The 17,195-nt window shown below is 65.9% G+C and carries 19 protein-coding genes; 13 read left to right on the top strand and 6 right to left on the bottom strand.

The annotated features are described in order from the left end of the window. Positions 1-185 precede the first annotated feature (185 nt). Both AB4Z16_RS14505 and AB4Z16_RS14500 read right to left on the bottom strand, forming a co-directional pair. Positions 186-1,199, bottom strand: coding sequence for a DUF1254 domain-containing protein (locus tag AB4Z16_RS14505; RefSeq protein ID WP_441512057.1), 1,014 nt, complete (start codon positions 1,197-1,199; stop codon positions 186-188). Positions 1,200-1,311: 112 nt separating this feature from the next. Beyond that, complete coding sequence (locus AB4Z16_RS14500) at positions 1,312-2,064, bottom strand: bestrophin-like domain (RefSeq protein ID WP_441512056.1); 753 nt, start codon at positions 2,062-2,064, stop codon at positions 1,312-1,314. 242 nt (positions 2,065-2,306) lie between these two features. On the opposite strand from AB4Z16_RS14500, the gene AB4Z16_RS14495 reads away from it, so the two are divergent. Next, positions 2,307-2,837, top strand: coding sequence for a dihydrofolate reductase family protein (locus AB4Z16_RS14495; RefSeq protein WP_441512055.1), 531 nt, complete (start codon positions 2,307-2,309; stop codon positions 2,835-2,837). A gap of 132 nt (positions 2,838-2,969) precedes the next feature. On the opposite strand, the gene AB4Z16_RS14490 is transcribed toward AB4Z16_RS14495, so the two are convergent. Next, complete coding sequence (locus tag AB4Z16_RS14490; protein WP_441512054.1) at positions 2,970-3,758, bottom strand: SDR family NAD(P)-dependent oxidoreductase; 789 nt, start codon at positions 3,756-3,758, stop codon at positions 2,970-2,972. Positions 3,759-3,964: 206 nt separating this feature from the next. Here AB4Z16_RS14490 and rplS point away from each other — a divergent pair, with 206 nt between their 5' ends. The 4 genes from rplS (at position 3,965) to AB4Z16_RS14470 (ending at position 7,661) form a co-directional block, all read left to right on the top strand. Further along, entirely contained in the window at positions 3,965-4,360 is a 396-nt protein-coding gene (rplS, locus tag AB4Z16_RS14485) for a 50S ribosomal protein L19 (RefSeq protein WP_441512053.1), read from the top strand. Between the two features lie 174 nt (positions 4,361-4,534). Next, positions 4,535-4,984, top strand: coding sequence for a MarR family winged helix-turn-helix transcriptional regulator (locus AB4Z16_RS14480; RefSeq protein ID WP_441512052.1), 450 nt, complete (start codon positions 4,535-4,537; stop codon positions 4,982-4,984). Beyond that, positions 4,981-6,606, top strand: a complete 1,626-nt coding sequence (locus tag AB4Z16_RS14475; protein ID WP_441512051.1) for an efflux MFS transporter permease — start codon at positions 4,981-4,983, stop codon at positions 6,604-6,606. Before AB4Z16_RS14480 ends, AB4Z16_RS14475 begins: the two co-directional genes overlap by 4 nt. Before the next feature lie 14 nt (positions 6,607-6,620). Then, on the top strand, positions 6,621-7,661 hold the full coding sequence (locus AB4Z16_RS14470; protein ID WP_441512050.1) for an HlyD family secretion protein: 1,041 nt from the start codon (positions 6,621-6,623) through the stop codon (positions 7,659-7,661). An 11-nt stretch (positions 7,662-7,672) separates the two neighbouring features. On the opposite strand, the gene AB4Z16_RS14465 is transcribed toward AB4Z16_RS14470, so the two are convergent. After that, positions 7,673-8,887: an aminotransferase class V-fold PLP-dependent enzyme gene (locus tag AB4Z16_RS14465; protein ID WP_441512049.1), complete on the bottom strand. Its 1,215-nt coding sequence runs from the start codon at positions 8,885-8,887 to the stop codon at positions 7,673-7,675. A 100-nt stretch (positions 8,888-8,987) separates the two neighbouring features. Between AB4Z16_RS14465 and kynA the strand changes: the two genes are divergently transcribed. From kynA to leuD, 6 genes are all read left to right on the top strand, one after another. After that, positions 8,988-9,836 carry a tryptophan 2,3-dioxygenase gene (kynA, locus tag AB4Z16_RS14460; protein ID WP_441512048.1) on the top strand — a complete coding sequence of 283 codons (849 nt, stop codon included), beginning with the start codon at positions 8,988-8,990 and terminating at the stop codon, positions 9,834-9,836. A gap of 133 nt (positions 9,837-9,969) precedes the next feature. Continuing rightward, entirely contained in the window at positions 9,970-10,122 is a 153-nt protein-coding gene (locus AB4Z16_RS14455) for a hypothetical protein (protein WP_156134498.1), read from the top strand. Positions 10,123-10,236: 114 nt separating this feature from the next. Beyond that, positions 10,237-11,655, top strand: coding sequence for a 3-isopropylmalate dehydratase large subunit (gene leuC, locus AB4Z16_RS14450; RefSeq protein WP_441512047.1), 1,419 nt, complete (start codon positions 10,237-10,239; stop codon positions 11,653-11,655). 23 nt (positions 11,656-11,678) lie between these two features. Next, a complete protein-coding gene (locus tag AB4Z16_RS14445; protein WP_441512046.1) occupies positions 11,679-11,924 on the top strand; it encodes a hypothetical protein in 246 nt (81 codons plus the stop codon). Next, entirely contained in the window at positions 11,924-12,370 is a 447-nt protein-coding gene (locus AB4Z16_RS14440; protein WP_441512045.1) for a metallopeptidase family protein, read from the top strand. The genes AB4Z16_RS14445 and AB4Z16_RS14440 overlap by 1 nt, the downstream gene beginning before the upstream one ends. Positions 12,371-12,396: 26 nt before the next feature. Then, positions 12,397-12,999: a 3-isopropylmalate dehydratase small subunit gene (gene leuD / locus AB4Z16_RS14435; RefSeq protein WP_441512044.1), complete on the top strand. Its 603-nt coding sequence runs from the start codon at positions 12,397-12,399 to the stop codon at positions 12,997-12,999. 146 nt (positions 13,000-13,145) lie between these two features. Here leuD and AB4Z16_RS14430 read toward each other — a convergent pair whose 3' ends face one another. Both AB4Z16_RS14430 and AB4Z16_RS14425 read right to left on the bottom strand, forming a co-directional pair. After that, on the bottom strand, positions 13,146-14,396 hold the full coding sequence (locus AB4Z16_RS14430) for a DUF1501 domain-containing protein (RefSeq protein ID WP_441512043.1): 1,251 nt from the start codon (positions 14,394-14,396) through the stop codon (positions 13,146-13,148). A 5-nt stretch (positions 14,397-14,401) separates the two neighbouring features. Beyond that, positions 14,402-15,868 (bottom strand): DUF1800 domain-containing protein, encoded by a 1,467-nt coding sequence (locus AB4Z16_RS14425; protein WP_441512042.1) that lies wholly within the window; start codon positions 15,866-15,868, stop codon positions 14,402-14,404. A gap of 272 nt (positions 15,869-16,140) precedes the next feature. Here AB4Z16_RS14425 and rpiB point away from each other — a divergent pair, with 272 nt between their 5' ends. Then, a complete protein-coding gene (rpiB, locus tag AB4Z16_RS14420) occupies positions 16,141-16,590 on the top strand; it encodes a ribose 5-phosphate isomerase B (protein WP_441512041.1) in 450 nt (149 codons plus the stop codon). 126 nt (positions 16,591-16,716) lie between these two features. Further along, positions 16,717-17,166: a VOC family protein gene (locus AB4Z16_RS14415; protein WP_441512040.1), complete on the top strand. Its 450-nt coding sequence runs from the start codon at positions 16,717-16,719 to the stop codon at positions 17,164-17,166. The last annotated feature ends 29 nt before the right edge of the window (positions 17,167-17,195 follow it).

Below are 17,195 nucleotides of genomic sequence, written 5' to 3'. Positions count from 1 at the left end.
GTCGAAGAGGCATGTCGGGGAAGGTTCGCGCCGTTCTGGAGCAGGTGCAAGGGATTTGTCCGCTGCACTGCAGCGGCACGCATCAGCGCTCCTTTTCCTGGCCCTGACAGCAAGGCGCGCTCGGTCCCATACGGTGTGGCTTGCGCTGACCGTTGCGCCTTTTGCTCAGCAAACGCCTGTAAGCGCTAGTTGACGGGTTGCGGCTCGGGGAACGTCCACTTGCCGGACAGGATTTCTGCTCGCGGCCGATAGAGCCGCACCGTGTAATTCCATCCCTTCATGATCGGCAGGCAGTTCGGAATCTTGCCGTCGCAACCACCGAATTGGATCAGGGAGGTGCCGTCGCCGCTCTTGTTTGCGGTGATGCTGTTCAGCGAATAGGCGTTGTAGGGGTTCTTTTCGAAATACCCCTGCGCGTTGTAGACGCTGACCGACCAGAATGCGTTCACCGGCACGTTTCTGACGTTGAGCTTGTAGACGGTGCTGCCGTCATTCTTCGCGGGCGTCACGCTCAGATATTTCGCATCCTTTTCGGGGTTGCCTCCCCATCCTCCGGCCGTGCCCAGGAGGTGACGCACCGGATCGACCTCGGCCTTGGAGCCGAATGCTCCGTCGAAACTGCTTATCGTCGACCCCAGGACCAGCAGGGCGTCGCGCACCTTTTTCTGGCTCCCGGTATCCCAGCGCGGCAACTCCAGCTTGCCGCTGTTCTTTTGACTGACTTTGATCGCGTCCTGCAGCGCGTGAACCTTGCGAACATCTTCGGGATCGTTCGGATTCACGAACGTGCGGACACCCAGCAGAACATAGCGGGTCCCGACCTTGTCGCGGGTGAAACGGTGGGTGCCCGCGCCATAGACCGTCGCGGCATAGTGATCCTGGCTGACGGACATCAGCGACATGAAACGCTGCCCCGCATCCGGCAATGTCACCGTCACGGGCCCGGCATCCAGGTCGAACACGGCCGACGAGTAGAGGGTGTCGCGGTTCAGCCGGATGACGGTCTGCTCATCGACCGAGGCGGGCTCGCGTCGATGAAGGAGCCTGCCCAGCCCACCGCTCTCCTGGGCGAGATTGGCGATGTAGGTGTCGGACTCGGCGCGGATGAAGTTGTCGACGGTAACAGGAGCGGCGCTCTGCGCCGATGCCGCCGAAAGGCCGCCGAGCAGAGAAAAGACGATCATCGACGCACGCATCATGGCCTTCCTCCCGGGTTTCTGCGAGCCTGCGTCCTCATCTGAGCAGCGTCAATCGCTGACAGCCGGAACGGCGCGAAGCGGGATTGGGGAGACAGAGCCGCCGATACGAATGTCAGGGCCTGCCAAGCCGCTCCAAGACCAACCTCAGAGGCGCATCGGACACACGGATGTAGCCGAGATACGGATGGTCCATATCGATGATGAGGACCAGCGCCCCCGCGACGGATATCGCCGACACGAGAAGGAAGACGGTCACAGTCGCATTTCCCGGCGTAAGCAATCCGAAGGAAACGAAGAGGAGCGCCAGCCAGAACACGATGAAGACGATGAAAACGCTCGGAAACCCTCCAGCCTCGGTTTCCGGCCGCGACCATCGCGTCTCCGCGACCTGCCCCGTCAGCTGGAGTGCCCGCGACTGAAGCCAGCGCTGCCCATCCGTATTCGGAACCAAGTCCCGCAGGCGATCCTGAATCGGCTCGACGTCCAGCCCGTCATTGAGCGAGTCGCCGTTCAATATGCTGCTGTCGATCACGAGCCTGCGCTGCTCCACAAGCTTGCGGAGCAACTGGCGCATCTCAGCGGTTTCCGGTCCGTAATGATCCAGGACCCGGTCCAGTACCAGGATGCGCGCCGCGGTCGTCCTCAGCTCGGCCCCCGCATCGTCGAAAGAGCGCTTGGCCGAAGCGATCAGCAGACCGAGCGCCAGCGCCGACAGCGTTCCGATGATCGCCGTGGCCAGCTTGATGGCATCTCTCGAGTCAGGGGTGAGATGGTGCTCGGGAAGCCGGTTCTTCACGAACATGCCGAGCAGGGCCGCGCCGAAGATGACGAAGAACGCGAGAATGCCAATCGTGAACGGTTCCATCGCGGACCAGCCTCTCACATCAGCGTGGCAACGATTCCAGTGTCCCCGGGAACGGCCTGGACCCGATCATTTGGAGGACGCGGCGGGCTCCTGACAATCCCCTCGATTCAGCCTGGATCGTGAGCCCAAGCTCTCCGAATTATCGGCCTCACGCGCGAGGCGGCGCGCAGATCGCGGCCAACTTCACTTCCGCCCCACGGGAGTTCACGCTAAGCCCGAGAAGCTGGGATGGAGTTGGCAGAATGGCGAAACTCGTCTTCGGAATGAACCAGTCGCTGGACGGCTATGTCGACCACCTGAAAATGGAGACAGGTCCAGCGCTCTTCCGTCACTGGACAGAGCACGTACGCGACCTGGCGGGCAGTGTGTACGGTCGCCGCATGTACGAGATCATGCGCTATTGGGATGAAGACGATCCCGAGTGGGACGCGGCGCGGCGCGACTTCGCGGCGGCGTGGCGAAGCCAACCGAAATGGGTCGTGTCACGCTCGCTGAAGTCCGTCGGCCCGAACGCGACACTTGTCGAGCATGGCCTCGAGGCAGTGGTCCGCGGGCTGAAAGCTCGACTTGTTGGAGAGATTGCAGTCGCCGGACCGGATCTGGCCCGGACCCTGACCGACCTTGGTCTCGTCGATGAGTATCGACTCTATTTCCACCCGGTCGTGCTGGGTCAGGGCACGCCATTCTTCGCAGGCGCCCGGCCGCCGCTCCGCCTTGTAGCCAGCGATCAGGTGGGCGAGGACACGATCAGGTTGACATACGTCCCCGCCTGATCGCGCAAAGCGGACTGCGCCGACAGGTCAGGTCCGCCGGGCGAAAGGCAGCGCGGGTCCTCGCCTTCGCGGCGGCGCCCCATGCAAGCTCTCGGGCCGCTCCGAAATGCCGACCAGATCGCCCCCCCGCCCCTAGAGGTTCCGCCTCTCCCCGCGCAGCGTCGCCAGCCCGATGCCGGCGGCGTCGAAGCCGCCATCGACCGCCAGAACCTGGCCAGTGATGTAGCTCGCGCGCTCCGAGCACAGGAAGAAGATCGACTCGGCCAGTTCCTCCTCCAGCCCGTAGCGGCCGAGCGGAATCGCATCGCGATAATCGGCGCGGATCTCGGGGCTGTGCACTGCCTTGGCCATCGCCGTCTCCACCGGGCCCGGCGCGACCGCGTTGACGCGGATCCCCAGGCCCGCGAGCTCCGCCGCCTGCTGCTTGGTCAGATGCGCCAGCGCCGCCTTCGAGGTGCCGTAGGCCACGCGCAGCGTCGAGGCGCGCAGGCCCGAGATCGAGGTGATGTTGACGATGGCGCCGCCGCCATTGTCGGCCATCAGCGGCGCGGCGAGCTGTGTCGCCAGGAACGGGCCGGTGAGATTGACCGCAAGCACCCGCTGCCACTCCTCATAGGTCGTCTCCAGCAGCGGCTTGAACACCGCCGTGCCGGCATTGTTGACGAGCGCGTCGAGCCGCCCGAAGCGCTTGGCGAGCCCGGCGAAGGCCGATTCGAGCTGTGCCGGGTCGGCGACGTCGCAGGTCAGCACCAGCGTGCGCTCCGGCTGCGCGATCTCGGCCGCAGCCCGCTCGAGCCCTGCCCCGTCGATATCGAGCAGGCCGACCTGCCAGCCCTCAGCGAGAAATCGCTTGGCGGTGGCAAGCCCGATGCCCCGCGCGGCACCCGTCACAAGGGCGATCTTGATGGCTTGGTCTGTCATGGCCTGCGTCCGGTCGGTGTGGCGTCTCGGTCCGGGCAAGGCTAAGCATGCCGCATGGATCGCCAACAAGCGGTTCGGCGCCAACGCGCTTTGCCGGCATTGCCGCTCGACAAACCCGCCGGGCTCCTGTAAGGCCCCGCACTCAACTGAAAACAGCGAGCCGTAACGCCCGCGTGTCCACACGCGAAACGGCCATGGAGAGACCCATGAACATCATCGAACAGCTCGATCAGGAGCAGATTGCCAAGCTGAGCGAAGGTCGCGAGATCCCGCCGTTCCAGCCCGGCGACACCGTGCAGGTCAACGTCAAGGTCAAGGAAGGCGAGCGCAGCCGCGTCCAGGCCTATGAAGGCGTCGTGATCGCCCGCAACGGCGGCGGGCTCAACCAGAGCTTCACCGTCCGCAAGATTTCCTATGGCGAGGGCGTCGAGCGCGTCTTCCCGCTGTTCTCGCCGAACCTCGACTCGATCAAGGTCATCCGCAAGGGCAAGGTGCGCCGCGCCAAGCTCTATTACCTGCGCGATCGCCGCGGCAAGTCGGCCCGCATCGCCGAGCGCGTCGAGGCCAGGCCTGCCAAGGGCTCGAAGGCGGCCGGCAAGTAAGCCGCAGCTTCAGCGCAGAGAGTTCGAAACGCGGTCCTTCGGGGCCGCGTTTTTTATTGCCCAATATCTATTCATTCCAAAAACGCATATCGAACCGCAAAATCCTCATTTGATATGCATCTATGTCGGCTATAAGTAAGATAATCATTAGCATGCTATTTATATCGACACATCATGGACCTCTCCCCACTTCAGGCCGCCTTCACCGCCGAGCTTGCCGCCGTCAACCGGAAGCTGAGGGCTCTGGTCGACGAGCGCGCACGCGACATGGGGCTGACGCTCTCGCGCGCCCGGCTGCTGATGGAGCTCGCCAAGGAGGACGGACCGATCCAGTCCGATCTCGCCGGCCTGCTCGACATCGAGCAGCCGACGCTGGTGCGGCTCCTCGATGGCCTCGAACGCAACGGCATGATCGAGCGCCGCGCCGTCGAAGGCGACCGCCGTGCCCGCCGCGTCTTCCTCACCGAGACCGCCCGCGCCCAGGCGCAGGACATCCTGAACTTCCTCGCCGCGCTGCGCGCCGGTATCCTGCAGGGCATCGCTCCGGAGGAACTGGAAGCGGCGCTCGATGTGCTCCGCCGCACCTCGCGCAATATCGCCGCCGGGCGGAGCGCCGCCCCATGAGCGCGCCGGAAGCCATGACCGCACCGCCCGCCCAGCCCTTCGGCCTCACCATGCCGCCGGCCCGCGCGCTCGCCTACATGCTGGCTTCGGTGACGCTGGCGATGACGCAGCAGATCGGCCAGAACATCGTCAACACCAACATCTACCAGATCCAGGGCGAGCTCGGCGCCACCCTAGCCGAGACCAACTGGCTGATCGCCGCCTACATGGCGCCGAACGTCTCGCTCTCGATCGCGCTGATCAAGATCCGGATGCAGTACGGGCTGCGCAATTTCGCCGAGATCAGCCTGGCCGGTTTCGTCTTCGCGACGCTGCTCAACCTCCTCTTCGTCCGCGATCTGCAATCGGCCGTGGTGGTCCGCTTCATGAGCGGCATGGCAGCAGCGCCAATGTCCTCCCTCGCCTTCTTCTACATGATCGAGCCGCTGCCGCCGCCGAAGAAGCTCACCGTCGGAATCTCGCTCGCGCTCACCAACACCACGCTCGGCATACCCGTGACGCGGCTGATCTCGCCCTGGCTGCTCGACATCGGCGGCTTCCATGGCCTGACCCTGTTCGAGATGGGGCTGGCCCTGCTCGCCTTCGGTTTCGTCTACGCGTTGCCGCTGACCTCGCCACCGCGGGTGAAGTGCATTGGCCCGCTCGATCTCGTCAGCTACCTGTTCATCGCCATCGGCTTCGGCTCGATCGCCGTCGTGCTCAGCCTCGGCCGGATCTACTGGTGGTTCGAGGCGCCCTGGCTCGGCTGGCTCGTCGCCTGCGCCATCCTCTGCCTGATGCTGGCCGCGATCATCGAGCTGCATCGCGACAGCCCGCTCATCGACATCCGCTGGCTGACGAGCCCGACGACGCTGCACTTCGCCGGCGCGCTGCTGCTGCTGCGCGTGCTCCTGGCGGAACAGACGGTCGGCGCCTCCAACTTCTTCCAGGCGCTCGGCATCCAGAACGAGCAGACCATGCCGCTCTATGCCGTCATCTTCTGCGCGGTCCTGGCGGGAGGGCTGACCTGCGCGCTGCTGCTGCGGCCCGGCCGCGAGAACTGGTTCTACGGCGTGGCTCTGGCCTGCGTCTCGCTGGGCGCCTGGCTCGACAGCGGCGCCACAAGCCTGACCCGGCCGCATGACATCCATTTGAGCCAGGCGCTCGTCGCCTACGGCTCGGGGCTCTACCTGCCGACTGCGATGGCGCAGGGCATGGGCAGCGCGATTGCGCGCGGCCCTGTCTATATCCTCAGCTTCATCACCGTCTTCCTGTTTACGCAGAGCATCGGCGGCCTGCTCGGCTCGGCCATCTTCGGCAGCTTCGTCACCCTGCGTACCAGCTTCCACTATCATGTGCTGACCGAGCATTTCGCGATGTCCGATCCGCTGGTCGCCCAGCGCATCGGCCAACTCGGCGGCAGCTACGGCCACGTCCTGACCGACACTGCGCTGGCGCGGGCCGAGGGTGTGACGCTTCTCGGCCAGCAGGCTACGCGAGAAGCCCTCGTTCTTGCCTATAACGATGCCTTTCTGCTGATCTCGCTGCTCGCCGGCATGGCCCTCGCCGGACTCCTTCTCCATCTTGCCATCCTGCGCCTCAGGGCGCGCTCCGCCACCGCCCCTGCCCCCGCAGCCGGCTGATCACTGCACCGACCATGACCCGCCTCTTCCGCTCCCTTTCGACCTATGTTGCCCTGGCTATCGGCCTCGTCGGCCTCGCCGTGATCCTCTACGCTTGGCGGCTGCCGCCCTTCGCCAGCGCCATCGAGACCACCGAAAACGCCTATGTCCGCGGCCAGGTCACCGTCATCGCGCCGCAGCTCGCCGGCTATGTCGCCGAGGTGCCGGTGCAGGACTTCGCCACGGTCAAGCAGGGAGACCTGCTCCTGCGCATCGACGACCGCATCTATGCGCAGAAGCTGGAGCAGGCCCGCGCCAGCCTTGCCGCCCAGCGCGCGGCGCTCGCCAATTCGGATCAAGCCCGCGCTTCCGCCGAGGCCAGGCTGCGTGCCGCGGTGGCGAATGTCGCCAGCGCCGAGGCCGCGCTGCGCACCGCCGAGGCGAACTGGGGCCGCATCGAGCCGCTGCGCGAACGCGGCGTCGTCAGCCAGACCAGCACCGACCAGAGCCAGCAAGCGCTCGACCAGGCCCGCGCCTCCCTCGCCGCCAGCAATGCCGCTGCCGAAGTGGCGCGGCAGGATATTCAGACCGCCATCGTCAACCGCCAGTCGCTGGTGGCGGCGGTCGAGGGTGCCGAGGCCACGGTCCATCTCGCGGAGATCGACCTCAGCAACACCCGCATCACAGCCCCGCAGGACGGGCGCCTCGGCGAGGTCTCGGCCCGGCTCGGCCAATACGTCTCGGCCGGCACGCAGCTCATGGTACTCGTTCCCGCCCAGACCTGGATCATCGCCAATTTCAAGGAAACCCAGCTTGCGGGCATGCGGATCGGCCAACCCGTGAGCTTCACCGTCGATGCACTGCGCCATGCCACGCTGACCGGCAAGATCGAGCGCTTCTCGCCGGCCGCGGGCTCGGAGTTCAGCGTCATCCGGCCGGAAAACGCCACGGGCAACTTCATCAAGATCGCGCAGCGCGTGCCCGTCCGCATCGTCATCGATCCGGGCCAGCCCCTGGCGGACGAACTGGTGCCCGGCATGTCGGTGGTGGTCAGCGTCGACACCTCGCGGCGCTGATCCCGTGCGCTTCAGGCCAGCGTCGCCAGCCGCTCCAGCAGCAGCCGCGCATCATCCGCGTTCTGGTAGAGGCCGAAGCCGAGGCGCAATCTGTCGCCGCGCAGGTCGACGGTGATCCCGGCCCGCGCCAGCCGCTCATGCCAGAGCGGCGCATCGGCATGGCGAAAGGTCAGGAAATTGCCGCGCGCCGGCTCGGACAGCGGCAGCATGAGATTCTCCGGCGAGAGCACGCCGCAAGGCCGGCGCACCAGCCCCTCCGCGACGATGGCTTGAAGGGCATGGGCGTGGGCGTGGATCGCCGCCGCGTCCAACCCTCGCGCGTCGAGCCAGTCGAACACCGCGCCCATGCGGTAGAGCCCGGAAGGATCGAAAGTCGCGCCCATGAAGCGCCAGCCCGTCTCTGCATAGCCGACGCCGCCCTGCGGCCCGGAGAGCGCGCCGAAGGAGGCATACCAGCCGGTGTCGCGCGGCCTCATGGCGAAGCCGGGCGGGCAGTGCATGAAGCAGGCGCCCTCCCCCGCCATGGCGTATTTGTAGCCGCCGGCGATGTAGAAGGCCTTGTCGGCGATGGCCGAGAGATCGGTCGGTCGCGCCAGGAAGCCGTGATAGCCGTCGATAACGACCAGGCGCCCAGGCGCGGCGACGCCCGCGACCAGCCCGTCGAGATCGGTCAGCACATAGCCGGAATTGAACTGCACCTGGCTGACGAAGACCATGTCGGGATCGCCCGCCTTCGCCGCCGCGATCAGCCGCTCCGTCAGACCTGCGAAGGGCTCGGCCGGCACGATTGTGAGCGCGATCAGTCCCTCCTCCGCCAGCCGTTCGATCTGCCGCCGGAAGGAATGGAATTCGGCGTCATCGGTCAGGATGCGCGGCACGCGGTCCCGCGGCAGACAGGAAAGCAGCCGATTGACGAATTCATGGGTGTTGTTGGCCGGCACGAGCCCATCGATGCCGGGCAGGTTGAGATGCCCAGCCACGCCTCGCGCCACTTTCGGCCAAACGGAGTCGAGAACCTCTTCCCATTTGCCGTCTACGAGGCGGGCGGCATCGTCCCAATAGCGCAGATGCGCCTCGCGGGTGACGTTCGGCCAGAAATGGTGGCTATGGGCAGCGAAATGCAGCTCATCCGGCCAGTTCTGCCGGAAACGTGAGAATGCCGCGGCAAGATCGAAGGGTGGCTGGCCGAGCCGCGCAGGAGCATGGGTCGCCCGATCGATCGCCATCGTCACGTCCTGCCCGCCTTGCCCACACGGCGAAATACTTTAAGCTTAAAATATAGACCGCCTTCCCTTCGTCAAGGCGGCCAGCGAGGAGGTCGGAGCGATGGGCACCGGATCGGGCGATCATCGGAGCCGGATCGAGCCGGGCATGCAGACCGACTTCAAGGAGCGGATGGATTATGCCTCCTATCTCGGCCTCGATCTCCTGCTGGCGGCACAGAAGCCGCTGAGCGATGCTCCGGACGAACTACTCTTCATTACCATCCACCAAGTCCAGGAACTCTGGCTGAAGCTGGCCGCGCACGAGCTCGACGGCGCCATCGCGGCGATCCGGGACGACCAGTTGCAGCCCGCCTTCAAATCGCTGGCGCGTGTCTCGCGCATCCAGGCCCAGCTTGTTACCGCCTGGGACGTGCTCTCGACAATGACCCCGACCGACTACCTCGCCTTCCGTGACGCGCTCGGCCAGTCCTCAGGCTTCCAGTCCTATCAGTATCGCGCGCTGGAATTCCGCCTCGGCGCCAAGGACCCGCGCATGCTGGCGATGCACCGGCACCATGCCGAGCACCACGCCCACCTGCAGGCGCTGCTGGAAGCGCCGAGCCTCTACGACGAGGCGCTGCGACTGCTCGCCCGGCGCGGCCTGCCGATCCCGGCTGACTGCATCCGGCGCGACTGGAGCGTGCCGCATGCGGCGAGCGAGATGGTGAAGGCCGCATGGCTGACGATATACCGGGACACGCAGCACCATTTCGATCTCTACGAACTTGCCGAAGAGCTGGTCGATCTTGAGGACCAGTTCCAGCAGTGGCGCTTCCGCCATATGAAGACGGTCGAGCGCATCATCGGCTTCAAGCCGGGCACCGGCGGCTCCAGCGGCGTGAAATTCCTGAAGACGGCGCTGGAGCGCTCCTTCTTCCCGGAGCTCTGGCAGTTGCGCAGCGAGCTGTGACGCACCGGCCGTCCTGCCCGCTCTCATGCCAGGCCAGACCTCTGCGTCACGGCGATGACGCTCCTGCGCGGCTTCGATTGTCCACCTTCATTGGAACTGCTACATAGTGGCCATGTCGCCGTGTGAGCATCATTTGCAGCGCTTCAGCGCCGTGCAGGGAGAGGGCCATCTGCCGCCCCTGCCGACGACGCAGGATTTTGCCGCGCTGCATGACCATGCCCGCCTGCCGTGGCGCTTCTTCGGCCGCTTCACCGCCTCCATCGCCGCGGGCCTTACCGGCGCCTGAGACCGGCCGCTTCCGCGCGGCCGGCGACAGGCGACTGATTTGAGCGCGTCGGAATGACCGGCGCGGCAATGCATCGATTTTCCAGATCACAATTCCCAAGACCGAGACCAAGCCATGACTGCGTCAACAGGCCTCCGCACCCTCTACGACAAGATCTTTGACGATCACGTCATCGACCGGCAGGACGACGGCACCTGCCTGCTCTACATCGACCGCCACCTCGTCCATGAAGTAACGAGCCCGCAGGCCTTCGAGGGGCTGCGCATGACCGGCCGCAAGGTCCGCTCGCCGGAGAAGACGCTCGCCGTCGTCGACCACAACATCCAGACGACCGACCGCTCCAAGGGCATCCAGGAAGAGGAAAGCCGCGTCCAGGTCGAGGCTCTCGCGAAGAACGCCAGGGACTTCGGCGTCGAGTACTTCAATGAACTCGACAAGCGCCAGGGCATCGTCCACATCGTCGGCCCCGAACAGGGCTTCACCCTGCCGGGCACCACGATCGTTTGCGGCGACTCGCACACCTCGACGCATGGTGCTTTCGGGGCGCTCGCCCACGGCATCGGCACCTCCGAGGTCGAGCATGTGCTGGCCACGCAGACGCTGATCCAGAAGAAGGCGAAGAACATGCTCGTCCAGGTGGACGGCACGCCTGCTCCCGGCGTCGGCGCCAAGGACATCACGCTCGCCATCATCGGCGAGATCGGCACCGCCGGCGGCACCGGCTCGGTGATCGAGTACGCTGGTGAGGCCATCCGCGGGCTTTCGATGGAAGGCCGCATGACGGTCTGCAACATGTCGATCGAGGGTGGCGCCCGCGCCGGCATGGTCGCGCCCGACCAGAAGGCCTTCGACTACCTCAAGGGTCGCCCCAAGGCGCCGAAGGGCGAGGCCTGGGAAGCCGCCATCCGTTATTGGGAAACGCTGCGCACCGACGAGGGTGCGCATTTCGACCGCATCGTGAAGCTCGACGCCGCCAACCTGCCGCCGATCGTCTCCTGGGGCACGAGCCCGGAGGACGTCATTTCGGTGCTCGGAGCGGTGCCCGATCCGGAGCTGATCGCGGACGAGGTCAAGCGCACCTCGAAGAAGCGTGCGCTGGAATATATGGGCCTCTCGGCCGGCACGAAGATGACCGAGATCCCGCTCGACGTGATCTGGATCGGCTCCTGCACCAATGGCCGCATCGAGGATCTGCGCACGGTCGCGAAGATCGTCGAGGGCAAGAAGATCCATGACAGCCTGGACTACGCCATGATCGTGCCGGGCTCCGGCCTGGTGAAGCAGCAGGCGGAGCTGGAAGGCCTCGACAAGATCTTCCTCGCCGCCGGCTTCGAATGGCGCGAGCCGGGCTGCTCGATGTGCCTCGGCATGAACCCGGACCAGCTCAAGCCGGGTCAGCGCGCGGCCTCGACCTCGAACCGCAACTTCGAGGGCCGCCAGGGCTATCGCGGCCGCACGCACCTCGTCTCGCCGGCGATGGCGGCGGCAGCGGCGCTGACCGGCCATTTCGTCGACGTGCGCACGCTGGGCTGAGACGGACAAGCGGGGAACGCATCATGTCGAACGATCCCCGCGAAACCGCACGCGACGCCGAGGCCAAGGCCGCGCTCGAGCGCGTCAAGCGCGACAGCGAAAGCCTGCTCGGCTCCTCGATGGGCCGGGCGGCACAGCACTTCTCGGGCGCGGACGCGCCCGAAGGCGACAGAATCGAGCTCTGGGGCCGGCGCATCGGCCGCTCACTCTCGCTGCTGGGCGTCGTCGTGCTGGCCTGGTGGCTCGGCCACCAATTGAAGATCTGGTGATGGGCAAGGCTGTGGACGCCAGGGTCACGACAACAGCGGAGATCGACTGGGACGGCGTTAAGGCGCCGTCGCAGGCAGCGTTCGAGGTGCTGGCGCAGGCCGCCTTCGACCGCCTGCCGGAGGAATTCCGCGCGCTCTGCTCGGATGTGATCTTCAACGTAACAGAATTCCCTGAGGACGACGTGCTGAAGGAGCTGGAGGCGGAAAGCCCATTCGACCTGCTCGGCCTATTCAGCGGCGTCGGCCTGCCCCAGCAGGGCTATTCGCCGCAGACCGGCCAGATGCCCAACACCATCCACCTCTATCGCAGGCCGATCCTCGACTACTGGGCGGAGAATGACGAGAGCCTCGGCGCCATCGTCACCCACGTCATGGTCCATGAGATCGGCCACCATTTCGGCTTCTCCGACGAGGACATGGAAGCCATCGAACAGGCGGCCGGCTGAGCCGGCCTTACGCAAGGACAACAACCATGCAGCCCTTCACCACGCTGACCTCGACACCCGCCCCGATGAAGGTGGTCAATGTCGACACCGACATGATCATCCCGAAGCAGTATCTGAAGACGATCAAGCGCACCGGCCTCGGCACCGCGCTGTTCTCGGAGATGCGCTACAAAGAGGACGGTTCGGAGAATCCCGATTTCGTGCTGAACCAGCCGGCCTATCGCAAGGCCGAGATCCTCGTCGCCGGCGACAATTTCGGCTGCGGCTCCTCGCGCGAGCACGCCCCCTGGGCGCTGCTCGACTTCGGCATCCGCTGCGTGATCTCCACGAGCTTCGCCGACATCTTCTACAATAACTGCTTCAAGAACGGCATCCTGCCGATCACGGTCACGCCCGAGCAGCTCGACATGCTGTTCGACGACGCCGAGCGCGGCTCCAACGCGACGCTGACCATCGACCTCGAGAAGCAGACGATCAAGGGGCCGGACGGCGGCGAGATCACCTTCGAGATCGACCCCTTCCGCAAGCACTGCCTGCTCAACGGCCTCGACGACATCGGCCTGACCATGGAGAAGGCCTCGAAGATCGAGGCCTTCGAGGACAAGCTGAAGCAACGCGCCTGGGCTTGATTGCTCCTCCCCTCAGAGGAGAAGGTGTCTGCGAAGCAGACGGATGAGGGAAGGGTCGCGCAAGCGGCCCTTTCTTGTTTTCGGTCGAGGCTCCACCTCATCCGTCGCGGCTTCGCCGAGCCACCTTCCCCCCGACGGGAAGGAGCCTAAACCACCAATCCCTGCATAGGCCTGAGATCCCCCGTACCGGGAAACACCTTCTCGGCCAGGACCGGCCCGGACAGCCCGAAGAGGTCCGCAACCACGCCCTTGGCGACAGCGCGGATATCGGTCGTCGGCGTGAGGTCGCGGTTCTGATAGAGCTGCTCCGGCTTGAGCCCCGGCCAGTCCGCGATCATCCGGCCGCCCTTCGCCGCGCCGCCGACGAGGAAGGCGACCGTGCCGGTGCCGTGGTCGGTTCCGACCGTGCCGTTGACGGCGGCCGTGCGGCCGAACTCGGTCGCGACCATCACCACCGTATCCTTCCAGACCGGCGCCAATCCCTGCTCGAAAGCGGCGAAGGCGCCATCGAGCCCGCCGAGCAGGTTGGCGAGGCGGCCCTTGGCCCCGCCCTCATTGGCATGGGTGTCCCAGCCTTCGAAGGCGAGCGCCGCGATGCGCGGCCCGTCATCGGCGCCAACAAGCCCGGCGACACCCTCGGCGATCCGGCGCATGCCGTCGGCCGTATCAGGCCCGCCGCCGCCCTTCGGCTCAGCCATGCCGCTGCGCCGCGCCACCCCCTCCGTCTCGATCGCCTGCTGCAACGCCGCGGCGAGGCCTGCATCGCGCTGGCCGTAGAGATCGGCGAGCCGCATCGTCAGATCGACGCCCGCTCGCGCCATGCGCGGCGGCGCCCAGCCCAGCACCGGCGCCTGCCCCCGCACCACCAGCGGCGGCACGACGCCAACACCGAGGACGCCCTTGCGCGAAATGCCCTCCCCGGCCGGCAGGCTCGCGATCAGCCGGTTGAGCCAGCCGTTCTCAGTGCGGCCCGGCCCCGGCTGCCCGCTCTCCAGCACATCCTGACCATCGAAATGCGAGCGCTCGCGATAGCCCGTAGCGGCGGCGTGGACGATCGCGGCCCGGCCCTCGCGATAGAGCCGGGCGAGATTCGGCATCGCCGGATGCAGGTAGAAGAAGCCGTCGAGCGGCAGCGCCGCCTCGGGGCCGTCCTTGGCCAGCGCGATGCCCTCGCGCAGGCCGGCATAGTCGGGATCGCCGATCGGGGGCACGGCCGAAAGCCCATCGAGCGCTCCGCGCAGCACCACCAGCAGGAAGCGCGGGTCGCGGCTGCCCGGCGCCGCATAGGCGAATTTCGGCACGAAGGACCAGCCAAAGAGTGCACCCGCCGCGCCGAGCACGGCGCGCCGCGACGGCGTCGTCCGTTCGCAATCATCGTCATCGTCGTGGTGATCCATCGGCCTCACCTCCGCTGGAATTCGGGCGACATCAGCAACAGCGCCAGCGCCTGCGGGCGGCTCTCCGCCCGCGCCACCGCCTGCTTCGTCTCAGGCGAGAGGATCGGACCGAGAACGTCCTCGCTTAGGCCGCGCGGGTCCTGAACCGCATTCGCCGCCTGCCGGCCCCAGCCGGCGGCGACGTCGATGCGTGTCTTGATGCCTTCGGCCGAGGCCCAGGCGGCATTGGTGTCGGCATAGCCGTTCGGCCCGGGGGGCTGCCAGAAGGGCTGCCCCATCGCCGCGAGCGGTCCGACGATCTGCCCGAAATCAGGCTGACGCCCGAGCGCCCGATAGGATGCGAGGAGGAATTCCTGCGGCGAGCGTATCTTGCTTGCAGGCGCTGTCCACGCCTCATTGCTGCCGATCAGCGCTCGATAGACGGAGGGCAGGTCGCCGCCGCTCTGGCGGAAGGTCGCGGCCAAGAGTTCGACGAGCTTGGGCGGCGGCACGTCCGCCACGAAATGCCTTGCGAGCTTGGTCGCGATGAACCGCGATGTCGCCGGGTGGCGCGCAAGGTCGGTCAGCGCGGCGACACCCTGCGCCCGGCCCGGCTGATCGTAGGAGCGGCCGAGCAACGGCGTCACGCCCGGCTCGTGCAGCCCGGCATTGAAGGCGAAGGAGCCGGGAAAGCCAAGCACGCCTTCGCGCCCCACGACGGTCCAGCCGGTGATGATGCGGGCGAGATTGGTGACGTCAGCCTGGCCGTAGCCGCCGGCAACGCCGAGCGTGTGCAGTTCCATGATCTCGCGGGCGAGGTTCTCGTTCAGCCCGCGTCGCTGGCGCCGCCCGGCCGGCGAGTTGGGGCCGACGGACTGGCGATTGTCGAGAAAGTCGAGCATTGCCGGATGGCTCTCGGCCGCGATCAGCATCTCCTCGAAGTGGCCGAAAATGTGCGGGCGGATGGCCTCGCGCTCATAGGTTCCCGCCATGATCCGGGACATGTTGCTCTTGGTCGCACTGACGCAGAAATGGTTCGACCAGAACATCACCAGCCGCTCGGCGAAGCCGGTCTCGGCCGCGAGCGCCAGATCGACACGCGCCTTCACCTCGTCGCGATAAGTCTTGTAGGGCAGCGCCGGCTGGTTCGGCGCCTTCGTTGGCTGAGCCATCTGGTTCTGCGATGCCGCGGGCGGCGTTTCAGCTTGCGCCGCGCTGGCGACCTGCATGCCCTGGGCGGGCTGCTGCATGGCCATGCGCTTGGCCTCGCGCTCCCGCTTCTCATCATCCTCAAAAGCGTAAAGCGCCCTGCCGATCTCGGCCGCGCCTGACAGCAGCGCGCCCTGGGGTTGCGCGACGATCCCGGTCGCGATCTCGGCCAGCAGCCGATCCCGCGCATCACGGCGCACTGCCTCGCCCTGCCCCGGCTTCGGCCCGAGGCCGAAACGCTGGAGGGCGATGGCGCCCGCCTTCAGATCGTCCGGTCCCGCCATGCCGCCGGCCTCCGCTGACCATCCCCACCAGCATCCGCAGCGACTATGGCAAAAAAGCAAAGGGATTCATGACAATTCGGCAATCTTCGACCATGAGACTTCGCTCGTGAAGTATCTAGACCGCCGGCTCCCGGCCCTTTCCAGGCACCGACCCCGCCCGCTCTCGATCAGGCTGCCGCCATTCGAAAACTGGAAGAATTGACGAAACAAACAGCACCTGATCCAACTCGGCCAAGCCGTCGGATTGCCTCGGGAAACAGGACGCCTTCTCCTTGACAGCAAGCAACCGCATCGTCCTCTCCAGCGACCATGCTGCCATTCAACTCCGACGGGCCATTGCCGCTCATATCGCGACGCAGGGCTGGGATGTGGTCGACATCGGACCGACGACACCGGAGAGCACACACTATCCCAAGCACGGAGAAGCAGCGGCGCGGCTCGTCGCTTCCGGCGATTGCCGGCTCGGCATTGTCCTCTGCGGCACCGGCCAGGGCATCATGATGGCAGCGAACAAGGTAAAGGGCATCCGTTGCGGCGTCTGCGCCGACACATTCTCAGCCCGCATGATCCGCCAGCATAATGACGCCAACATGCTGTCGATTGGCGCACGCGTGGTCGGCGAAGGGCTGGCGCTCGATATCGTGGATGCGTTCCTGACCGCCGAATTCCAAGGCGGCCGGCACGCGACGCGGGTGGAGATGATCGAGGCGCTGGAGGGGTAGCGCCGTTCTCGCGCCTCGTTTGGGAGAATGTCCTGTTCGGGCAAGGAAAAATGTCCGGATACGTCCCGGAGCGGACCTGTTGGACGACAGGTTAGCGTGCCCCACCTGCGAGCCTTGGCCAACCTGATGAAGCTGACTCATATTAGCGTGGTTGCCCGCGATGCCGATGCGCTTGCGGGCTTCTACCGAGGTGTTTTCAAACTTGAGCTCCTTCGTGAGCCCACAACGCTCTCGGGCGAAAATGTCTCGCGAGGCAATGGCCTCCCCAACTCGGTGATCCGGTCGGTGTGGTTGAAATTGCCCGGCGCCAACGCCCCGTTTTTAGAGGTACATCAGTACAATACGACGCATGATCGCGCTCTGCCCCAGGTGAATAAGCCGGGCTTCAGCCACCTTTCTTTCGAAGTACCTGACATCAGCGGCACGCTCGCGGCCATAGTCGAAGCTGGAGGGTCCCAAGCTGGAGAAATCACGGACTTCGGATCAAAAGATAAGCCGCTTCTGATCGTTTATGCTCGCGACCTGGAGGGCAACATTCTTGAACTTGAGCAGTTTTCAGCGGCGCCCCGCGGGTGATTGCGGTCGTCCTCCATCCCTCCCCGACG

Source organism: Allobosea sp. TAF32 (genome assembly GCF_052113585.1).
GTDB lineage: Bacteria > Pseudomonadota > Alphaproteobacteria > Rhizobiales > Beijerinckiaceae > Allobosea.
Note: the sequence above shows the minus strand (reverse complement) of the source record. Positions and strands in the feature narration are given on the sequence as shown.